Raw genomic sequence first — 18,720 nt, 5'->3', positions numbered from 1 at the left:
AAGTCGTTGAGCGTGCTTCAATGATCCGAGGTGCGTGGAATTTGACTTATGCTGTTACTCGCTATTCCTATCTAACTTCTAGCCCAAGATTATATTGAGCAAGACAGCGTCCGACATAGCTTATCTTTAATAAGGCTGCCACCAATATTGTGCTGATGTGCGCAACGATTTGGATTGGCAGAGAAAAATGATCGGCCATAGGATAAGCCACTATGATGCTAAGGAGCATAACCAGAGCGGTTATTGCTAAACTGAAGTTTGAAACAGAAAGTAGAGTCTGAAAGCGTTGAGTCATGTTCTTCATGTTGTATTCCTATTAATAATTATGCTGACTAGTTATTAATAGCAATTAGCGTTCCAGTTTTGTTTATTGTTATTTTTCAATGGTATAATGATTTTTATCATAATTATTGAGTCAAAAAGACGTGGTGATTAGTGGTGTCCAATTGACTCTTTGGTGTCTTTTTGTGTTTACCATTGTCTAAAGCCACAAGTGTCGATATGAAATCGCACGCCAGCGTATAAGCCCAGTCCGACGTTATGTTTTTGTCCAAACTCGGCATGAACTTTTTTAAGTTTAACGTGCAGGTCTTCTCGAGAAATACCGTTGGCAGGAACCAGGTCTAAGGCACAAAATTCTAAGTGCTTACTTCGCAGTGCACCGCCAGCTTGCTGATTGTAGAGCTTTGAACGTTCTCCAGAAACAGGAATAACAACACCGATTTCAGGCTCGATGTATTGCTGAATGTATTTCAAGGTGTTGATCATATTAGGCACGTGTTTCTTATTGGGAAGGGTAAACAAGGTCGTGTTGCTCATTGCCCAGTCTGTCCCTTGAAGTAGCACTAAGTGCAAAGGCATGCTTTGCGTAATGCCTGCTTCTTTGAGCTGTTGCCCAATCTCTCTTACTTTGTCTTCTGCGTGATTCAGCAGCATCCAGCCTCGAAATGCCGACCGAGTCGGAACCTTGTAGCCATGAACATCCACCACGAGATCGTCGTAGGTGATTTCAGTTTCTTCGGTAAACAGTCTTTCAAATTCTTCAGGATAGGGTTGAGTTGTTGATAGCGCTAAGGTAATCAGAATACTTTCGTACATAGGTCACTCCATTGCTTACGCTAGTTCGTTAGTTCGTTAGTTCGTTAGTTCGTTAGGTTTACAGTTGCTCAGTTTTACGATCGTTTAAGTATAGACGCTAGAATTTGGGCATAAAAAAACCCACTACTAAGAGTGGGTTACTAACATTGTTACAAGTAAATTAGCGAGGTTAGATTACTTCTTACCTTGGATTTGCTTGTCTTCTTCTGTCAGTTCACGAATGCGACGGCTGATGTCACGGCGAGCTTTAGAAATCTCTGCGCTCTTGATGATGTGGTCATCGACACGATCTTCGTAGTCAGCTTTCATATTTTTGATAATGCCTAGGATCTCGTCATGAGTCATTTCTGGCTTGACGTAGTCAAGTAGGTTATCAAGAAGGTCGACACGCTTACGGTTGTCACGAACTTTCTTTTCGTTGTCTAAAAGTTCACGCTTAAGTTTGTTCTTACGTCGTGCTTGGTTAACAATTTCAAATACGCTGCTCATAGATTCCTTTTCCTAATCGTCAAATACGTTGTCTGCTTCTGATTAAAGCACATCAGTTGGTGTTGTAACAGTCTTTAGATCAAAGCAAAAGTAAGGTTGTATAATTATTCGGCACTCTCGCTTAAGTGCGATTGTTTTTATCTAAGAGTTCAAGTTAGTATCCAGTATAGATACTTCATTGATACGAAATGTGAAATGAATCAACAACAATTAGAAACCGACGATCTGGTAGAAAGTGTTACCGAATCTTCAGCAGAACAAAGCAAGCTTCGAGAGGCGTATGTGAAAGAACGTACTTACCTTGAAGTCGTGGAAATAGAGCTAAATCGTTCTAAAATCATAATGATTGATGAACAAGGCCGAAAGAAAAGAGTACCTATTTTGTCTGAGCACTAGCCATCATTGGCTGCATTCTTCAGTGTTGAGACGGATTAATCAAAATAATAAAAAGGAAAAATGATGAACACAGTACTTTCCCTAATTGAAGCGAGAATTATCGGTTGTTTGATCGAGAAAGAAGTCACCACGCCTGATCATTATCCGTTAACGTTAAACAGCTTAACGACGGCATGTAATCAAAAGAGTAACCGTGAGCCTGTACTCTCTCTGTCTGAATCTGAAGTATTAGATGCCGTTGATGGATTAATAGCGCGTCGTTTAGTGAGTGACGAAAGCAGCTTCAATAGTCGCGTGAATAAGTATCAGCACCGCTTTTGCAATACTGAATTTGGTGATCTGCAATTTACTGAGCAAGAGCGTGCGATCATCTGTTGTATGCTGCTTCGCGGCGCACAAACGCCTGGCGAACTGCGCACCAGAACAGGTCGTCTTGCAAATTTCAGCGATGTTAAGGAAGTGGAAGCAACACTCGATAAATTAGCCGTAAGAGAAGCGGGTGCTTTGGTGGTGAAACTGCCACGTGAAGCGGGCAAACGTGAATCTCGTTACCAACATTTACTGAGTGGTGAAGTGGATGTTGAGTCTTTTGCAACTTCGTCTTTAGGAGCTTCTCAACCAACCGCGAATAGCGGAAGACTTGAAGAGTTGGAAACCGAAGTCGCGAACCTGAAAGCGGAAGTTGCTGAGCTTAAAGAAATGGTTGAATCACTACTTTAGATGTCTAGCTTAGATAAAAATGCGGGTTGGGTGGTGTACTTGATCCGCAATCGTCATAACGCACTTTATTGCGGTGTAACGAATAATTTAGAACGCCGATTTGAACAACATCAAACCGGTAAAGGAGCAAAAGCCCTTAAAGGTAAAGGCCCACTTGAACTGGTTTGGAGTTTTGATGTTAGGTCAAAAAGTGAGGCATTGAAAACCGAATACGCGATCAAACAATTACCTAAGCCTCGCAAAGAAAAACTGGTATCACTCAAACTAATCATTGAGTGGCAAGAAGACCAAATTCAATATATCGAAGTCTCATAATTCATAGCTAAAACGTTCGTTATTGATTAAATCTTAATAATGTATTTTTCCTTATGAATCAATGTTAAGTTATTGAATGTAAGGTGTAATTGGTTAGTTTCGGATTGACCTAAACGCATCGTAGAACTCACTGATTACAATCTCTCTTCCAAATTGACATATTGCACATTTAGAATGTCGTTCTAATTAGCGTTAGGCGCTATCATTTATCATCGTTGTCCTACATAATATCTCGTAGCCATACAAAGATATGGTGTCATGCTAGGTCAAAAAATGAGCCAAAGTAGCTCATATAAAACGAGAAAAATATGAAACGTTTACTGATGTTGTTGGGACTTGCCGTATTTTCTGCGTCCGCTCTCTCCCATGGTACCCATGTCCTCAATGGTTACTGGGAATACCAAGATTACCTTTCTAAATTTCCAGAGCAAAAAGCACTGACCGATAAAATGGTTGAAGCCGTGCAAAATCACCCCGTTCCTCTAAGAAAGACTCAAAATGAACCCATCACAATCTCTGTGGTGTATCCGGGACAACAGATCTCAGATTATTGGGTTCGCAATATCGAAGCTTTCGAAAAAAGGCTCGATAGGCTGAGAATTAATTATCAGATCAATCAGGTCTTTACACGAGTTAATGCTGATATCACCCAGCAAAGTATTTCATTACAAGAAGCCATCGAAAACAAAACCGACTACTTGATTTTTACTCTCGATACCACTCGCCATCGTAAATTTATTGAACATGTTTTGACGTCAACGGATACCAAGTTGATTCTGCAAAATATCACTACACCAGTTCGAGCGTGGGATGACAGACAGCCATTCATGTACGTGGGTTTCGACCATGCGACAGGCAGCTTAAAGCTGGCGGAGTACTTTAAGAATAACAGTAAATCAGACAGCCAATATTCGGTTTTGTACCGCTCAGAAGGCTATATCAGTGATGCTCGCGGTGATACTTTTATCCACGAAGTGAACACCGATACAAACTTCGCACTCAAGTCTTCCTTTTACACTAAGTCAGACAAAGAAAGCGGCTACCAAGCGGCGAAAATCAGCATAGAGAAAGATAAAGACCTAGACTTTATTTATGCATGTGCAACTGATGTGGCATTGGGTGCTGCAGATGCGATTCGCGAATCAGGCCGAGATATTCTTCTTAATGGTTGGGGAGGCGGTTCTGCCGAACTTGAAGCTATCGAAAGAGGTGATCTAGACGTGACTGTGATGCGGATGAATGACGACACTGGCATTGCGATGGCAGAAGCCATTAAATGGGATTTGGCTGGTTTAGAAGTGCCTACCGTATATTCTGGTGATTTTGAATTGGTCACCAAAGAAGACTCTCCCGAACGTATTTCTGAACTCAAACAGCGGGCATTTAGATACTCAGGTCAATAATGAAGAAAAGCTACGCCAGTACACCGAGAAACACTCTAGCCAAATTAATTACCCGTATCGTTATTTTAGTGATAGGGGTTATGGCGCTTGGCGTGCTTATTCATAATTATGAAACCAGCAGTAGCATTGTAAAGCAAGAAACAAATCGGACGGTTCAGCAGACTTCTAGCTTGATACAGAACATGTTTGATTACCGTTTGTCGGTATTACAGATTCATCAAGACAGCAGTTCGCACAGTGCGGTGTTGAGGCAGTACTTTGATACCAATGACGAAGAAGCGCTGAGTTATTTTTTCTTTGGTGTTGACCAACGTGAACCGAATCATGCCCCAGATTTACGCTTTGTCGTGACTCACGATGGTGTCGTTTGGGACGATGGCAATGGTCAGTTTTACGGTTTGGATTATACCAATCTGGAAAACATTTCTGATGAGGTCGCGTTCAGCAGTAATTGGCATTTTTTAAAGCTGACGACGGAGATAGGAGATCGCCACCTGTTGGCTCGACGCACGCCAGTTGTTGATAACGAAACCGGTGAAGTTCTGGGACAATTGTATATCGCAATTGTGCTGGATAATAACTTCTCGCTCGCGGAATCGATTCAACAGGGAAGTAACTGCGAGAACATTGTAATAGAGGCGCACGGTACGCCTGTTACCTCTACCTTCAGTGGAGATGAAAGTTATACGCTCACGGACATTCTCAATTACAAACAGCATGATCAGCTTCCTAGTCATTTTGTGACTATTGCGACGATTAAGATCAATGCGGTCGATACGCCACTCATTATCCGCGCCGTGCAAAAGAACACTAACTTTATTGCGTTAGAAGAAAACTACGAACGTGCAATCATTGTCGTCGTTGTCGTGATCATACTCGTATCCTTCTTTGCTAAAGCTTGGATTCAGAGAAAGGTCGCGGCTGAACTCGATAAGTTAATGGACTTTACCCGCTCAGCAAGTGGCAGCGAAGACTACAACAAATTTGATGGCTCCAACATCTTCGAATTCCACCATATTGGTTGCACGTTAGAAGATACTTTTGAACGGCTGTCTGAACAAAACCAAAAATTCCAAGACCTGTTTAACTTTGCTCATTCACCGATATTGGTTTGGTCTGACAAAGGCGATTTGATTCAGATGAACCCGGCAGCTCGCATGGCTTTGTTTGATGAAGATGATAACTATGGTGTGATTGCTCAGGAATTTGAGCAACGAATGCTGCCTAATATTCAGATGGTGGTCCAAGGATCGAAGCTGACGGGTATTAATGTGCCAATCGGGGATAAGGTGTTTCGTTGGAATATGTCGGCAATCAGAGTTGAGCACGGCATTACGGGTGTGGTAGTTCAAGGGCAAGATATCACCAAGCTAATCGAAGCGGAGCGACAAGCCGATCGAGCTCGTGAGGAAGCTGAACACCTTGCAAATGTGCGTGCTGATTTCTTAGCCAAGATGAGCCATGAGATTCGCACTCCGTTAAACGGTATTCTCGGCGTCTCTCAGCTAATGAAACGATCGATACAGAGTGAAGACAACAGAGATCAAGTCGATGTGCTTTGTAACAGTGCAGAACATTTACTTGCGGTGCTCAATGATATTTTGGATTTCTCAAAAATAGAGCAGGGACAGTTCAATATTCAAAAGAAAAACTTCCGCTTAGTTGAGCTCGTTAACACGCTAGACAGTATCTATCGTCCGTTGTGTGAAGATAAGTCGGTCGTTTTTTGTATTGATAACCATTTGGCGAGTGATATTGAAATAAGCACAGACCAAGTGCGCCTCAATCAGATCATGTTTAACTTGTTGAGCAATGCCCTTAAGTTTACTCATCAAGGGCGAATTTCGGTGAGTTTCGAACTTGAAAGCATTTTTAATTCAGACCAAGCGAGCTTAATTGTTCGGGTTAAAGATACCGGCATTGGCATTGACAGCAGTAAAATTGATGCTGTTTTTGAACCTTTTGTTCAAGAAGATGAGACGACGACTCGAGAGTATGGCGGCACTGGTTTAGGGCTTACCATTGTTAAGAACCTTGTCGATATGCTGGAAGGTGATATCCAAGTTCGAAGTGCTAAAGGAGAAGGCTCCGAGTTTGTTATCGAGATTCCAGTGGAGTTATCTTCACAACCGTTATTAGGTTCTCCGCAGCAACCTCACATTGATCCTCATGCGCTGTTTAGCCACTCTCTTAAAGTATTGCTGGTGGAAGATAACCACACGAACGCATTTATCGCACAAGCTTTCTGTAAGAAGTATGGGATGGCCGTGACTTGGGCTAAAGATGGTTTAGAAGCGATAGAGTTGGCGAAAGCAGAGACGTTTGATCTTATCTTGATGGATAACCAGCTGCCTAACTTAGGTGGCGTGGAAACGACTCAGCAATTAAGAAGCGAAATTGGAATATCAACACCGATTTATGCCTGTACAGCCGATGCACAACAGTCGACACGAGACAGTTTTATGGCGGCTGGAGCCAACTATGTAATCGTTAAACCGATCAAAGAGGAATCGTTACACCAAGCTTTTGTGCATTTCAAAAACGTATACTCGGGTGACACGGATCAACCGAGCTGATCAATAAAGCTAATCAAACAATTAATCAACTAAGCCAAGCCGAGTTTCTCATGACGATGAAAGTGAGATTGTGATAAAGACAGGAGCGAATAGCGCGTTCTTGTCTTTATAAAGAACCAGCGGTAAAGGCTTGCTCCAACAATAACGTTCTCAATTCGTCGTTCATCTCTATATGTTCAGGGAACTGTATCCCCAACAACCAACCTTGGCCTTGTCTTTTTTTACTCACTACCTTGTAGACAAGTTCGCTGTCTAAGTACTCACTCAAGATAGAGTTGGCCTTAATCTTCCAGCCGATATCGATATCCGATTGCTGGGTAAGATAGATGCCGCAGCCTGATGCAGAAAAATCCACTAAAGTTGCATCCAATGACAAGGTATCAAAGGTGACTTCACATTCCAGTCGTACCTTGTATCTTTCGTGCTCACGAATGGGTTTTGTTGCAAAGCTTGAGGGTGGGCGAAGGAAGATAAGGTGTGCAGGCGAGGTGATATGAGCCAGTACATTGGTCTTAAACGCGACAATGTGACCAAGTTCGGTATCGGTAATTGCACGAACAATGATGTCGACGTTATTAAGCTTTCTTAGCGTTAATGCTTCCGTGGCTTTTTGTGAAAGCTCCAGAATCAAGTACTGATCTTGTTTGTGTCCTATGTAAAGCGTGCTTATCTGAATTGAGTCATCCGGGCCAAATTCCAACACACCTGCTGTTCTTGTACCGGGTTTTAGGTATCTGAACAGTTCTAAGTTTTTATCTTTATGCATATGCTTCAATGAACAATGTTAATCATCTGTCCAAATAATATAACGGCCTGATAAATATATGTCATTAGTTTCATTTAAGTAATTGTAAAAGTTGAGTCAAAAAGTGAATGGCTTTCCAAAACGAAAACTCAGCTTACTCTTACCTCAAAACACGATACACTGCTGTCGTTAATCATGTACTGATGGAGAAATATTAAATGGAACTGGAAACTTTACTCAATACGCTGACTCAAGCCCCAGAAAGCATTCAATTTGAAGATACAATGCAGGTGATTGAGGCGAACTATGACTTTTCTGAGAGTGAATTTCGTAACGGTGATGTAGTGAATGTCGCGGGACAGAACAATGGTTCGTGTAAGATCTTTGCTTTTGGTTTAGCTCAAGATCTTTCTCCCGAGCAAACACTGGCTTGTTTTGGGCAGTTTTATCGCAATGATGTATTAGGTTTTCCCGAGAATACCGACCATCAAAACATTCGTAACTTTATGATTCATGGTTGGAGTGGTGTACAGTTTTCTCAGTCTGCGCTGATTGCGAAAGCAAAGTAAACACGTACTAGGCTAACATTCGTATTCTGAAGCGAGAAAATAGTATCTCGCTTCCTTTATGTTCTCGATGTTGAGACAGGTTTACTCTCTATTGAATAGGCAGTGCAGACAAGCACTTGCGACACATACAAACACCGCCTTTAGGAATACTGCTAGTATCGCGTTTTTCTAGCTCAAAGCACCAACAGGTTTCTTTTCCTGCGCTGATATCACACTGAGCAGGTGCATTACACTGTGGGCACTGATGAGTTGAACTCGCACCGCTGAGGCTATCCATCACCGAATCTCTTTCGCTTTCAGACAAGCCTTTCCAACCGATAATCTCATCCATCGTTCTGTGGCAGCCGCTGCATATGCCACCATTATTTTTACAAGCCGCTAAGCAAGGTGTTTTCATCAATTTGACCCGTCATTCATTTGTGCTGAAATGTAGCACATTTGTTTCTTCTTGAAGAGCCGTTAAGCTAAGAAATTACTCAGTTAAATTGAGAAATGACCTCGTAATTTTTAGGCTTTTCATGTAGCATCTCGCCCCTTTTGTTGAGTGGGGGATATTATGTTTATTGGATTTGATTATGGAACAGCTAACTGTTCCGTTGCAGCTATGGTTGATGGAGAACCTAGCTTGTTACCGTTAGAAGGTAAGAGTCATTATATTCCCTCAACCGTGTTTGCACCGACTCGAGAAAGTGTTTCTGAGCATCTATTTCGTCACTTAAACATCAAGCCCAGTGATGCTATCGGTGAGCAGGTGTTACGACGCGCGATTGCATTGAACCGCGAAGAGAGTATCGATCTGGTGCCGGAAGACATGGCATTTGGTCAGGCTGCGTTGAACCTCTATTTAGAAGACCCTCGTGACGTTTATTATGTTAAGTCTCCTAAGTCTTTCCTTGGTGCTAGTGGCTTACATGATGTTCAGGTGAGCTTCTTCGAAGATTTAGTGTGCGCCATGATGGCGAATATTAAAAATCAAGCCGAGCTGACGACCCAAGAGCAGATCAAACAAGCCGTTATCGGTCGACCGATTAACTTCCATGGACGTGGCGGGGAAGAAGCAAACAGACAAGCTGAGCATATTTTGTCTCGCGCGGCGAAGCGTGCTGGCTTCCAAGATATCGCGTTTCAGTTTGAACCCGTTGCTGCGGGGCTTGATTACGAAAGTACACTGACTCAAGACCAAACCGTATTAGTTGTCGATATTGGTGGTGGTACGACGGATTGCTCATTGCTTGAAATGGGGCCGACCTGGTCGGGTAAAGCTGATCGAACTCAAAGTCTGTTGGCACACAGTGGTCAGCGAGTCGGTGGTAATGACCTCGATATCTATCTTGCTTTCAAACAATTGATGTCACCTTTTGGCATCGGCAGTAAAGGGGTTTCTGGTATCGATATGCCGTTGACCCAGTTCTGGAATCCGATCGCAATCAATAACGTTGAAGCTCAGAAGAACTTCTATTCTCGAGAAAACCTTGCAGCTTTGAAGTTACTTCGTAAAGAAGCGTCAGAGCCACAAAAGTTGGATCGCTTGATGAAGGTTTATCACGACACGTTAGGCTACAGTATTGTGCGCCGAGCGGAAGAAGCTAAGATTGCGTTGGCAGAGTGCGCTCAGTATCGAGCTGCGATTAATGTTGCTTCTGAGCTCGTAGAAGTCGATATTTCAGTTGAGCAGATGGTGGATGCAATCGAAACTCCAAAATCTAAAATGATTGAGTTGGTGAAAGAAGCAATCCAACAAGGCCAGAAAAAGCCAGACGTTATCTATATGACGGGTGGTTCTGCTCGTTCTCCAATACTGCGTGAAGCTGTAGAGCAAGCAGTGCCGAATGTTCCAATCGTTAGTGGAAACTACTTCGGTTCGGTAACTGCAGGTTTGGCGCGTTGGGCTGAGGTTTGCTTTAAATAAACCCGTTCAATAAAACAACAAGTTAAGTGATTTATAAGGGTAATGAGTCTTGGGCTGATTACCCTTTTTTGTATCCAGTGTTTGTATTCAGTGTTTGTGTCGTTGCTTAAAGATCTACTTTGAATTCGAAGTAGGGGGCTTATTTTACGCCTTTAAAGATTTCCAGCGGATTCCGAATGTTACAGGATGTTTCATTTGCCACTGTGAGTTATTTGATGGTCTGATGAGTTTATTTTTAATTTGACTTTTAATGCTCTTATTATGATTTTAAAAACAAAAAATCATTTTGATAGATATAAATAAAACACAAAAATTCACTATCATTGTTATTTTAAGTTTATGTTTTAAAGGTGATTTTTGTTTTTTATAGTATTGTTTTTTTTATTTTATATATTTTAATGCAACTTTTTCGACATTCATAGATTAGTGTTTTCCTACTTGTTAAATGCAGGTAACAACTTCTCCGTAAGCACGAGGTTGTTAGTGAATAACTCACCCAGTTACATAATGGATATGACAATGAATAAGAAACTTTTAGCGCTAGCAATTTCTGGTGCAGTATTTGGTACACAGGCAGTTGCAGTAGAGCTTTACAACGAAGACGGCACAACATTCTCAGTTGGCGGTCACGTTTCAGTTGCTGTTGGTGATGTAAACAGCGATGACCGTCTTAACAGCGATGACATCGGTGTAGAGTCTGTTTCTCCACGTATCAACTTCGGTGCAACTCACGATCTTGGTAACGGCTTTACTGCTGATGCTAAAGGTGAATGGGCGCTAAACATGCTTGACGGTGGTGATGAGTCATTTACAACTCGTCTTGGTTACGTTGGTCTTTCTCACGACGATTACGGTCGTGCAGCAGTAGGTACTCAATGGGCACCTTACTACAACGTTGCTGGTGTAGCAGATATGCCAATCGCATTCGCGAATGACTTCATCTACGAAGATCACGGTAACCTAGGTACTGGTCGTGGCGAAGAAATGGTGAGCTACGGCAACGCTATCGACTTCGGCAACGCTGGTTCTCTAAACGCAGCGGTTGCATGGCAAGGTCGTAAAGCTGATGGCGCGAACGAATACGGTAACCGTGGTCAAATCGCTTTGAACTATGCAATTGCTGATTTCACTGCAAACTACGCATACAACACAGGTGACGTAACTTACGCTCTTGCTGGTTCACAAACTGCTGATTCACACGTAGTAAGTGCAACTTACGGTTCATACGGCGCTGAAGGTCTTTACCTTGCTGGTGTATACGCAATGAACAACTACATGAACTCTGGTAATAACCAGATTCTTGAAGAGTCAGTTGCTATTGAATTGCTAGCTTCTTACGCACTGTCTAACAGCCTTAACCTAAGCGTTAACTACGAAGCTGTAGAAGACGACAAGAAGAGCGAAACAGTATTCAGCACAACTGCTCTACAAGCTGAATACAACTTTACTTCTCAGTTCGTAGGCTTTGCTGGTTACCAATTCGATCTACAAGGTTCAGGCGTTTACAAAGAAAAAGCTGACGACCAATGGCTACTTGGTGCTCGTTACTACCTATAAGTCGCAGACTGATTTAGCATAGTGTTTACTCCTTAAACTTACCTTTTAGGATACTGTCCTAGGCACCATGCTAAGCCCTCTCTGATCTTTTGATTGGAGAGGGCATTTTTCGTTTTGTTCTACGTAAAATAGAATCAATACAATCTTGTGATTAGAACTATCAATTTATCGAGTTGTTCGAAATTAGTGATTTCCTCCCTAAAATATTAGATGTCCCTTGCATCGATAACCGTCTAAAATTAACCAAATCAACAAATTGAGCTCATGATCAGAAATTTGAACTTCGCCACCATCTTGTCAAAGATTCTGTCTTTATGATGCGTTAAACTCTGAACTCCTAAAAATAGTTCAGGGATAAACTATGAGCAGCGTTGTAGATCAAGAACAGTTGATGAACTCCAAGCGAACGGCAGTACCAACAAAAGTATTATGTGTTGGGCGCAATTACGTGGACCATATTGAAGAACTCAACAATGCTATCCCTGACGCTATGGTGGTGTTCAACAAGCCGAGCACCAGCGTTACCTCCTCTCTAAGTTCCTTCCATCAAGAAGCTCTGCATTACGAAGCTGAGATCTGCTTCATTGTTGAAAACGGTCAATATTCTGCAGTAGGGCTAGGGTTAGATCTTACTAAACGAGAGCTACAAAGCCATTTAAAAGGGAAGGGCTTGCCTTGGGAACGTGCCAAAGCATTTGATGGTTCGGCCGTCTTGAGCCGTTTCGTACCGACTGATGGGCTGGATTTGTCGGATCTAAATCTAGAGCTATTTATCAACTGTGTCCGTGTGCAAAAAGGACACGTAGAGCAAATGCTGTACTCACCTTCGACTATCTTGGAAGAACTTTCGTCTTATACCACGCTGTTAAACGGTGATGTGGTGATGACGGGCACTCCTAAGGGTGTTGGTGAAGTTCATCGAGGTGACATATTCCTCGGTCGTCTAAAGTGCGGTGAAGCTACATTGATTGAGATCGAATGGGTCGCGAGCTAGTTAGTCTGATTTTTGCAGTTAATAAATTGGCTTCATTGATGAATAGTGGTGTTTAATTCGAAATAATTCGCTCATGACAACTGATTGCATCTGGAAGGGTGTTGGTAATTGATATAAAATCCGCCTCCGTTTTTATCAATACTGAAACCCATGATCGATTTAGCTATATTACCCGTCTACCTTACTGCCGTTGTTGCACTTCTTCTTTTACCTGGCCCTGATATGTTACTTATTGCCAGCTCTAGTATGAGTTATGGCCGAAAAGTCGGTGTATTCGCAAGCCTAGGCAATGCAACCTCTGGAATTATTCTGACGGTATTGGCAGCCATGGGTGTATCGGCGCTGATCGCCATGAGTCCTATTGCCTTAAAAGCCCTGAATTTGTTGGGTGGTGCCTATCTATTAAAGATGGGTTGGGATTGCCTGCGAACTGAGCAGGGGAATGCGCCTGAACTCAGCGATAATTCTGCCGCGAAAACCTACTACCAAAGAGCATTGATTAGCAACTTGCTTAACCCGAAGGCTCTGATTTTCTTCGTTATGTTCTTACCTCAGTTTGTGTCTACCAATATTGAAGCGACTTCGGGTGAGCAGATGTTGATGCTCGGTTTATTACTGAATGTTCTAGGTTTAACATTCAACTTCTTGTTGGTTGCTTTAGTGGGTACGGTTGGTAAATCTTTGGTTGAAAACGCAAAGTTTCGTACCTATCAACAGAAGGTGATGGGCGCTGTATTCATCGTTTTAGCGATTTGGATGCTATCTTCCTTCATCGGTTAGTTGCAGTGTAAATAAGACGAAAAACGGACGCTAATGAGCGTCCATTTTTGTTTTGATGGTTTGTAGTTTAACCGACTACTTTATCTCAGTAGATATAAGCCTCACGTTGGGCTTTGCTTAAGCACTGAGTTCTTGCTGATGTTGTTTAATCAAGTTATTTGTATACTCTTCTCCACGTTGACGAGCTTCATCGTACGTTTCTGAACCCTCAAACTTTGTCACCGTCTCATAATAGACTTTTACTTTTGGTTCTGTACCAGAAGGTCGAACGATAATTCGAGAACCATCCTCCAAGTGATAAATCAATACGTCACTCGTTGGTAAGTTAATGGTTTCAGTATCGCCACCAACGATGTATCGCAGAGAAGATTGCAGATCTTCAATTACCGAGACAGTTACGCCACCAATGGTTTTAGGTTGTGCTGATCTAAGTTTTGAACCTATCGACGGTGAATCTGGATCAAGGGCGATAGTGCGTTGAGCATTGGTATGCACACCGTGCTCCAAAGAAATTTGAGCAAGAAGATCCCAAACGGTTCGACCTTGAGATTTCAGCTCTTCAACCAGTTGAGCAAATACTACCAGTGCAGAAAGTCCATCTTTGTCGCGAACTTGAGTACCAATCGTGTAGCCCAGTGCTTCTTCATAGGCAAATAAGAATTCATTCTGTTCATCTTCCAACTGCATCCCGATATTCGCTAACCATTTAAAGCCGGTCAGTGTTTGGAAGTAGGTAGCACCATGAGAGTTAGCGACCTTTTCGAGCAAGGTCGAAGAGACAATACTGTTACCAACCAATTGGTTTTTGGTATGAGGCTTCGATAGCAAGTAATGAGCAAATAACACACCGACTTGATCACCGGTCAGCATCTTATAGGAAGCATCATTGGTTCTAACTGTATCTTCAGTTCTAACGGCAACGGCGAATCGGTCTGCATCCGGATCGTTGGCGCAAGCGATGTCGGCATCGACACTTTTCGCTAAATTGACGACGAGATCCATCGCGCCTTTTTCTTCTGGGTTGGGGAAATTAACCGTCGGGAAGTGACCATCGGGCTCTCTTTGCTCCGCCACGCTGAATACTTTATGGAATCCACCGTCGTGCAGAAGATCTTCTGCCATTTGTGCACCGACACCATGCATTGCCGTGTAGGTCACGGTGGTATGCGCTGAATCGATGTCGTTGCGCACATAAGGGCTTTGGTTAATTGCAGCGCGATAAGTTTGGTAGTAACCCTCGGTTAACCAAACTAAGTTCCCTTGCTTTTCTGCGTCACTGAGGCTGATTAGTGGGATTGGTTTAGTTGAAGCGACGTCAATTTCATCAGCGATGCCCGCATCATGTGGTGGAATGATTTGAGCTCCATTCTCCCAGTAGACCTTAAACCCATTATATTCAGGTGGATTGTGGCTGGCTGTCACAACGACAGCCGCTGCTGCGTTGAAGTGTTCAATACCAAAGGCAACAATGGGTGTCGCTGCGACGTTTGCGGTCAAATAAACCTTAATACCTAAGGCCGTCAGTACCGAAGCGGTATCGATGGCGAATTGTTTAGAATCTAGACGTCCGTCATAACCAACCACCACACCACGAATAGCCGCATTAGCGACATGTTCAATTAAGTAATGGCCAAGCCCTGTCGCCGTTTCTTGTATTACCAAACGGTTCATTCTATTTGGGCCGCATCCTACTTTGCCGCGCAGGCCTGCAGTACCGAATTCTAATCGTTGTGTAAAACGATCTTCGATCTCGGCGTGCATTTTCTTATCGATGAGATGTTGAAGCTCTTCACGAGTTCTTGGATCTGGGTCTCTCGCTAACCAGTTCATAGCATCTTGCATAATCACTAAACCTTTTAATGTCGGGATGACTTACTGTTGATTTAACTTAAGTGATATTGATTATTATTTCTATTAAGGCAATCGTAAAACTCAATTTAAAATAAATTCCAACGGCAAGGGAAGAGGAAGGGCTTATAGGTCAAGCGACTTCAAATAATTGACTGTTTAGTAAGTAAACTTACCTTGAACAATTGGATATCACTAACTAGCCTTTTACATAAATATAACAAAAACTAACAATTTCGTCGTATTTGAATCTTTGGTTAAAACCTTGAACGTTTTTGAACCGTATAAGTTCGTATGATTTTTTGATACGAACTGGCGAATTGAGGTTAAACGCTACGTGATGTGTAGCTTCGGATTCAACCTTTCATGTGTAGTCGGATTAACAATGAGTGTCGTTAGATAAACAACGACATATAGGTCGCAAGTATCCAATTAGGATGGATAAGGAGAGATCTTTTGAAGAGATTACTGGTCAGGCTAGCGTGGCTGTTGAATAGTTTTGTTATGGCTTTTGTTTCCCCTTTAGTTAGCGCAAGTAGCGAATACAACATGACGCGTGGGGTAACAGATATAAGCGGTCAGGTGTATGAACTTCATATGTTGATCTTCTACATCTGTTGCGCGATAGCGTTCATTGTATTTGGAGTTATGTTCTATTCCATTCTTAGGCATCGAAAGTCGAAGGGCGCGGTTGCTGCCCATTTCCACGAAAGTACGAAAGTAGAAATCCTTTGGACCGTAATCCCCATCATTATTCTTATCGCTATGGCCATTCCGGCAACGAAAACCTTAATAGCGATGGAAGACACCTCTCAATCAGACCTAACCATCAAAATTACTGGCTCACAATGGAAATGGCATTACAGCTATTTTGGTGAAGATGTTGAGTTCTTTAGCTTGCTTGCAACCAGCGATAAAGAAATAGAAGGGATAGAGACCAAAGGCGCTCATTACCTACTTGAAGTGGATAAGCCATTGGTCTTGCCGATTAATCGCAAAGTTCGCTTCTTGATGACATCAGACGATGTCATTCACTCGTGGTGGGTGCCTGCGTTCGCGGTTAAGAAAGATACGGTTCCCGGATTCATTAATGAAGCGTGGACCAAAATAGATGAACCGGGTGTATACAGAGGCCAGTGTGCGGAGTTGTGTGGTCGGGCGCACGGTTTTATGCCGATAGTGGTACATGCAATGGAAGAGCAAGAATTTGATTCATGGTTAGCTGAGCAAAAAGAATTGCAATTAACCGCACAGCAAGCGGCGAAAGATGCATTAGACGCGTCACTTTCTTTGGACGAGTTGAATGTATTAGGTGAAGACGTTTATAAAACTCGATGCGCGGTTTGTCACCAAGTGAATGGTGAAGGTATCCCTGGGGCATTTCCTGCCATCAAAGGAAGCCCAGTTGCGTTGGGTGATGTTGGAGTTCATATCGATACCATCGTCTATGGTCGTGGAGGCACGGCGATGCAAGCATTCGATAACCAGTTAACAGAGAAAGAGATTGCGGCGGTTGTGACGTACCAAAGAAACGCGTGGGGTAATGATACTGGTGATGTTGTTCAGGCTTCAGATATTAACGCTTACAAGGTTAAACAGTCAGGCGGATCAGAAAGCTCAACGGATGAAGCACAAAGTGATGCTAAGGAGCAGTTATGAGTTCACCAATCGATAAACCTGTAAAATCGGCTCCCGCTGACGAGCAAGCGTTGAGCCATGTAAGCGAAGGCGTTTTAGGTGACACCGATACCATCACTGATGATCATGACTATCACGCGGCACCAAAAGGCTGGGCTCGTTGGTTGTACTCAACCAATCACAAAGATATCGGCACCCTTTACCTTTGGTTTAGCTTTGCGATGTTTTTAACGGGTGGCGCGATGGCAATGGTGATCCGAGCTGAGCTATTCCAACCGGGACTGCAGCTTGTTGAGCCAGACTTCTTTAATCAAATGACCACGGTACACGGTTTGATCATGGTATTTGGTGCCGTGATGCCTGCATTTACGGGTTTGGCGAACTGGATGATCCCGATGATGATTGGCGCTCCAGATATGGCGTTACCTCGTATGAATAACTTGAGTTTTTGGATCCTGCCTTTTGCATTTTTGATCTTGATTGGCTCTTTGTTTACAGAAGGTGGTGGGCCAAACTTTGGTTGGACATTCTATGCGCCGCTTTCAACAACTTACGGCCCAGATAGTACGGCTCTGTTTGTTTTCTCCGTCCATATTATGGGGATCAGTTCGATCATGGGAGCGATTAACGTCATCGTCACCATCGTGAACATGCGCGCGCCGGGAATGACTTGGTTTAAGTTGCCTATGTTTGTGTGGACTTGGTTGATTACGGCTTTCTTGCTTATCGCCGTCATGCCCGTTTTGGCGGGCGCGGTCACTATGGTGTTAACCGACAAATACTTTGGAACAAGCTTCTTTGATGCTGCGGGTGGGGGGGATCCTGTGATGTTCCAGCACATATTCTGGTTCTTTGGACACCCCGAAGTGTACATCATGATTTTACCCTCGTTCGGTATCATTTCCGCGATTATTCCCGCATTCAGTGGCAAGCGTCTGTTTGGTTACCACTCGATGGTTTATGCCACTTGTAGTATCGCATTGTTGTCGTTCTTGGTTTGGGCGCATCACATGTTTACCACCGGGATGCCGGTATTTGCAGAGTTGTTCTTCATGTATTGCACCATGCTGATCGCAGTGCCCACTGGGGTGAAAGTATTCAACTGGGTGGCCACGATGTGGCGAGGGGCTTTGACGTTTGAAACCCCAATGCTGTTTGCGATTGCCTTTATTGTTCTGTTTACGATTGGTGGTTTATCTGGGCTGATGTTGGCGATAGTGCCTGCTGATTTCCAATACCACGATACTTATTTTGTGGTGGCTCACTTCCATTATGTGTTGGTGACGGGGGCTGTGTTCTCCATCATGGCTGCGGCTTATTATTGGCTGCCGAAATGGACGGGGCATATGTACGATCACAAACTTAGCCTGTGGCATTTCTGGACATCAGTCATATCGGTCAATGTATTGTTCTTCCCTATGCACTTTTTGGGTTTAGCGGGTATGCCTCGCCGAATCCCTGACTACGCGATTCAGTTTGCTGACGTTAACCAAGTGGTATCGATTGGTGGTTTCGCCTTTGGCTTGTCCCAATTGATTTTCTTATGGTTGGCTATCAAGTGCGTCAGAGGCGGAGAGCCTGCCCCAAGTAAACCATGGGACAGAGCGGAAGGCCTTGAGTGGACAGTGCCAAGTCCAGCGCCTCATCACACCTTTACTCATCCACCTAAAATTGATTAAGGGA

At 43.2% G+C, this 18,720-nt stretch carries 18 protein-coding genes; 12 read left to right on the top strand and 6 right to left on the bottom strand.

Annotated elements, in window-relative coordinates; translation table 11 throughout:
- Window positions 1-67 precede the first annotated feature (67 nt).
- The 3 genes from QUF19_RS17850 to QUF19_RS17840 all read right to left on the bottom strand — a co-directional run bounded on the left by QUF19_RS17850 (window position 68) and on the right by QUF19_RS17840 (window position 1,587).
- Window positions 68-304, bottom strand: a complete 237-nt coding sequence (locus QUF19_RS17850) for an SMP domain-containing protein (RefSeq protein WP_102434211.1) — start codon at window positions 302-304, stop codon at window positions 68-70.
- Between the two features lie 167 nt (window positions 305-471).
- A complete protein-coding gene (locus QUF19_RS17845; RefSeq protein WP_286301673.1) occupies window positions 472-1,098 on the bottom strand; it encodes a D-Ala-D-Ala carboxypeptidase family metallohydrolase in 627 nt (208 codons plus the stop codon).
- Between the two features lie 174 nt (window positions 1,099-1,272).
- Window positions 1,273-1,587 carry a DUF496 family protein gene (locus QUF19_RS17840; RefSeq protein WP_017105326.1) on the bottom strand — a complete coding sequence of 105 codons (315 nt, stop codon included), beginning with the start codon at window positions 1,585-1,587 and terminating at the stop codon, window positions 1,273-1,275.
- A gap of 195 nt (window positions 1,588-1,782) precedes the next feature.
- Between QUF19_RS17840 and QUF19_RS17835 the strand changes: the two genes are divergently transcribed.
- The 5 genes from QUF19_RS17835 (at window position 1,783) to luxQ (ending at window position 6,997) form a co-directional block, all read left to right on the top strand.
- A complete protein-coding gene (locus tag QUF19_RS17835) occupies window positions 1,783-1,983 on the top strand; it encodes a hypothetical protein (protein ID WP_102434209.1) in 201 nt (66 codons plus the stop codon).
- A gap of 63 nt (window positions 1,984-2,046) precedes the next feature.
- A complete protein-coding gene (locus QUF19_RS17830) occupies window positions 2,047-2,703 on the top strand; it encodes a YceH family protein (RefSeq protein ID WP_286303316.1) in 657 nt (218 codons plus the stop codon).
- Entirely contained in the window at window positions 2,704-3,018 is a 315-nt protein-coding gene (locus QUF19_RS17825; RefSeq protein ID WP_102434207.1) for a GIY-YIG nuclease family protein, read from the top strand. It begins immediately after the preceding gene.
- A gap of 308 nt (window positions 3,019-3,326) precedes the next feature.
- Window positions 3,327-4,421 (top strand): autoinducer 2-binding periplasmic protein LuxP, encoded by a 1,095-nt coding sequence (locus tag QUF19_RS17820; protein WP_286301666.1) that lies wholly within the window; start codon window positions 3,327-3,329, stop codon window positions 4,419-4,421.
- Entirely contained in the window at window positions 4,421-6,997 is a 2,577-nt protein-coding gene (gene luxQ / locus QUF19_RS17815) for a quorum-sensing autoinducer 2 sensor kinase/phosphatase LuxQ (RefSeq protein ID WP_286301663.1), read from the top strand. The genes QUF19_RS17820 and luxQ overlap by 1 nt, the downstream gene beginning before the upstream one ends.
- A gap of 106 nt (window positions 6,998-7,103) precedes the next feature.
- Here luxQ and QUF19_RS17810 read toward each other — a convergent pair whose 3' ends face one another.
- Window positions 7,104-7,763, bottom strand: a complete 660-nt coding sequence (locus QUF19_RS17810; protein WP_286301661.1) for a PilZ domain-containing protein — start codon at window positions 7,761-7,763, stop codon at window positions 7,104-7,106.
- Window positions 7,764-7,960: 197 nt separating this feature from the next.
- On the opposite strand from QUF19_RS17810, the gene QUF19_RS17805 reads away from it, so the two are divergent.
- Complete coding sequence (locus QUF19_RS17805) at window positions 7,961-8,311, top strand: HopJ type III effector protein (RefSeq protein WP_286301659.1); 351 nt, start codon at window positions 7,961-7,963, stop codon at window positions 8,309-8,311.
- 88 nt (window positions 8,312-8,399) lie between these two features.
- Here QUF19_RS17805 and QUF19_RS17800 read toward each other — a convergent pair whose 3' ends face one another.
- A complete protein-coding gene (locus QUF19_RS17800; protein WP_017111767.1) occupies window positions 8,400-8,708 on the bottom strand; it encodes a DUF1289 domain-containing protein in 309 nt (102 codons plus the stop codon).
- A 159-nt stretch (window positions 8,709-8,867) separates the two neighbouring features.
- Here QUF19_RS17800 and yegD point away from each other — a divergent pair, with 159 nt between their 5' ends.
- From yegD to QUF19_RS17780, 4 genes are all read left to right on the top strand, one after another.
- Window positions 8,868-10,220, top strand: a complete 1,353-nt coding sequence (gene yegD, locus QUF19_RS17795) for a molecular chaperone (RefSeq protein WP_286301655.1) — start codon at window positions 8,868-8,870, stop codon at window positions 10,218-10,220.
- A 519-nt stretch (window positions 10,221-10,739) separates the two neighbouring features.
- Window positions 10,740-11,777, top strand: a complete 1,038-nt coding sequence (locus tag QUF19_RS17790) for a porin (RefSeq protein WP_286301653.1) — start codon at window positions 10,740-10,742, stop codon at window positions 11,775-11,777.
- Between the two features lie 361 nt (window positions 11,778-12,138).
- The gene (locus QUF19_RS17785; RefSeq protein WP_286301651.1) at window positions 12,139-12,771 is read left to right on the top strand and encodes a fumarylacetoacetate hydrolase family protein; all 633 of its coding nucleotides are present in this window, start codon (window positions 12,139-12,141) and stop codon (window positions 12,769-12,771) included.
- A gap of 150 nt (window positions 12,772-12,921) precedes the next feature.
- Window positions 12,922-13,551, top strand: coding sequence for a LysE family translocator (locus tag QUF19_RS17780; protein ID WP_017105314.1), 630 nt, complete (start codon window positions 12,922-12,924; stop codon window positions 13,549-13,551).
- A gap of 117 nt (window positions 13,552-13,668) precedes the next feature.
- Here the strand turns inward: QUF19_RS17780 and QUF19_RS17775 are convergent, their stop codons facing one another.
- Window positions 13,669-15,393, bottom strand: coding sequence for a phospho-sugar mutase (locus QUF19_RS17775; protein WP_286301646.1), 1,725 nt, complete (start codon window positions 15,391-15,393; stop codon window positions 13,669-13,671).
- 462 nt (window positions 15,394-15,855) lie between these two features.
- Between QUF19_RS17775 and coxB the strand changes: the two genes are divergently transcribed.
- Window positions 15,856-17,058, top strand: a complete 1,203-nt coding sequence (gene coxB / locus QUF19_RS17770; protein ID WP_286301643.1) for a cytochrome c oxidase subunit II — start codon at window positions 15,856-15,858, stop codon at window positions 17,056-17,058.
- Window positions 17,055-18,716, top strand: a complete 1,662-nt coding sequence (gene ctaD, locus QUF19_RS17765) for a cytochrome c oxidase subunit I (protein WP_286301641.1) — start codon at window positions 17,055-17,057, stop codon at window positions 18,714-18,716. Before coxB ends, ctaD begins: the two co-directional genes overlap by 4 nt.
- Window positions 18,717-18,720 lie beyond the last annotated feature (4 nt).

The organism is Vibrio sp. FE10 (assembly GCF_030297155.1).
In the GTDB taxonomy this organism is placed as follows: domain Bacteria; phylum Pseudomonadota; class Gammaproteobacteria; order Enterobacterales; family Vibrionaceae; genus Vibrio; species Vibrio apostichopi.
Note: the sequence above shows the minus strand (reverse complement) of the source record. Positions and strands in the feature narration are given on the sequence as shown.

Bases quoted from the DNA above. Each gene is read 5' to 3' on its own strand.
- QUF19_RS17805 (WP_286301659.1), top strand. From the start codon at position 7,961: ATGGAACTGGAAACTTTACTCAATACGCTGACTCAAGCCCCAGAAAGC.
- QUF19_RS17780 (WP_017105314.1), top strand. From the start codon at position 12,922: ATGATCGATTTAGCTATATTACCCGTCTACCTTACTGCCGTTGTTGCA.
- QUF19_RS17790 (WP_286301653.1), top strand. From the start codon at position 10,740: ATGAATAAGAAACTTTTAGCGCTAGCAATTTCTGGTGCAGTATTTGGT.
- ctaD (WP_286301641.1), top strand. From the start codon at position 17,055: ATGAGTTCACCAATCGATAAACCTGTAAAATCGGCTCCCGCTGACGAG.
- QUF19_RS17785 (WP_286301651.1), top strand. From the start codon at position 12,139: ATGAGCAGCGTTGTAGATCAAGAACAGTTGATGAACTCCAAGCGAACG.
- yegD (WP_286301655.1), top strand. From the start codon at position 8,868: ATGTTTATTGGATTTGATTATGGAACAGCTAACTGTTCCGTTGCAGCT.
- QUF19_RS17800 (WP_017111767.1), bottom strand. From the start codon at position 8,708: ATGAAAACACCTTGCTTAGCGGCTTGTAAAAATAATGGTGGCATATGC.
- QUF19_RS17820 (WP_286301666.1), top strand. From the start codon at position 3,327: ATGAAACGTTTACTGATGTTGTTGGGACTTGCCGTATTTTCTGCGTCC.
- QUF19_RS17850 (WP_102434211.1), bottom strand. From the start codon at position 304: ATGAAGAACATGACTCAACGCTTTCAGACTCTACTTTCTGTTTCAAAC.
- QUF19_RS17840 (WP_017105326.1), bottom strand. From the start codon at position 1,587: ATGAGCAGCGTATTTGAAATTGTTAACCAAGCACGACGTAAGAACAAA.
- QUF19_RS17775 (WP_286301646.1), bottom strand. From the start codon at position 15,393: ATGCAAGATGCTATGAACTGGTTAGCGAGAGACCCAGATCCAAGAACT.
- QUF19_RS17835 (WP_102434209.1), top strand. From the start codon at position 1,783: ATGAATCAACAACAATTAGAAACCGACGATCTGGTAGAAAGTGTTACC.
- QUF19_RS17825 (WP_102434207.1), top strand. From the start codon at position 2,704: ATGTCTAGCTTAGATAAAAATGCGGGTTGGGTGGTGTACTTGATCCGC.
- QUF19_RS17845 (WP_286301673.1), bottom strand. From the start codon at position 1,098: ATGTACGAAAGTATTCTGATTACCTTAGCGCTATCAACAACTCAACCC.
- luxQ (WP_286301663.1), top strand. From the start codon at position 4,421: ATGAAGAAAAGCTACGCCAGTACACCGAGAAACACTCTAGCCAAATTA.
- QUF19_RS17810 (WP_286301661.1), bottom strand. From the start codon at position 7,763: ATGCATAAAGATAAAAACTTAGAACTGTTCAGATACCTAAAACCCGGT.
- QUF19_RS17830 (WP_286303316.1), top strand. From the start codon at position 2,047: ATGAACACAGTACTTTCCCTAATTGAAGCGAGAATTATCGGTTGTTTG.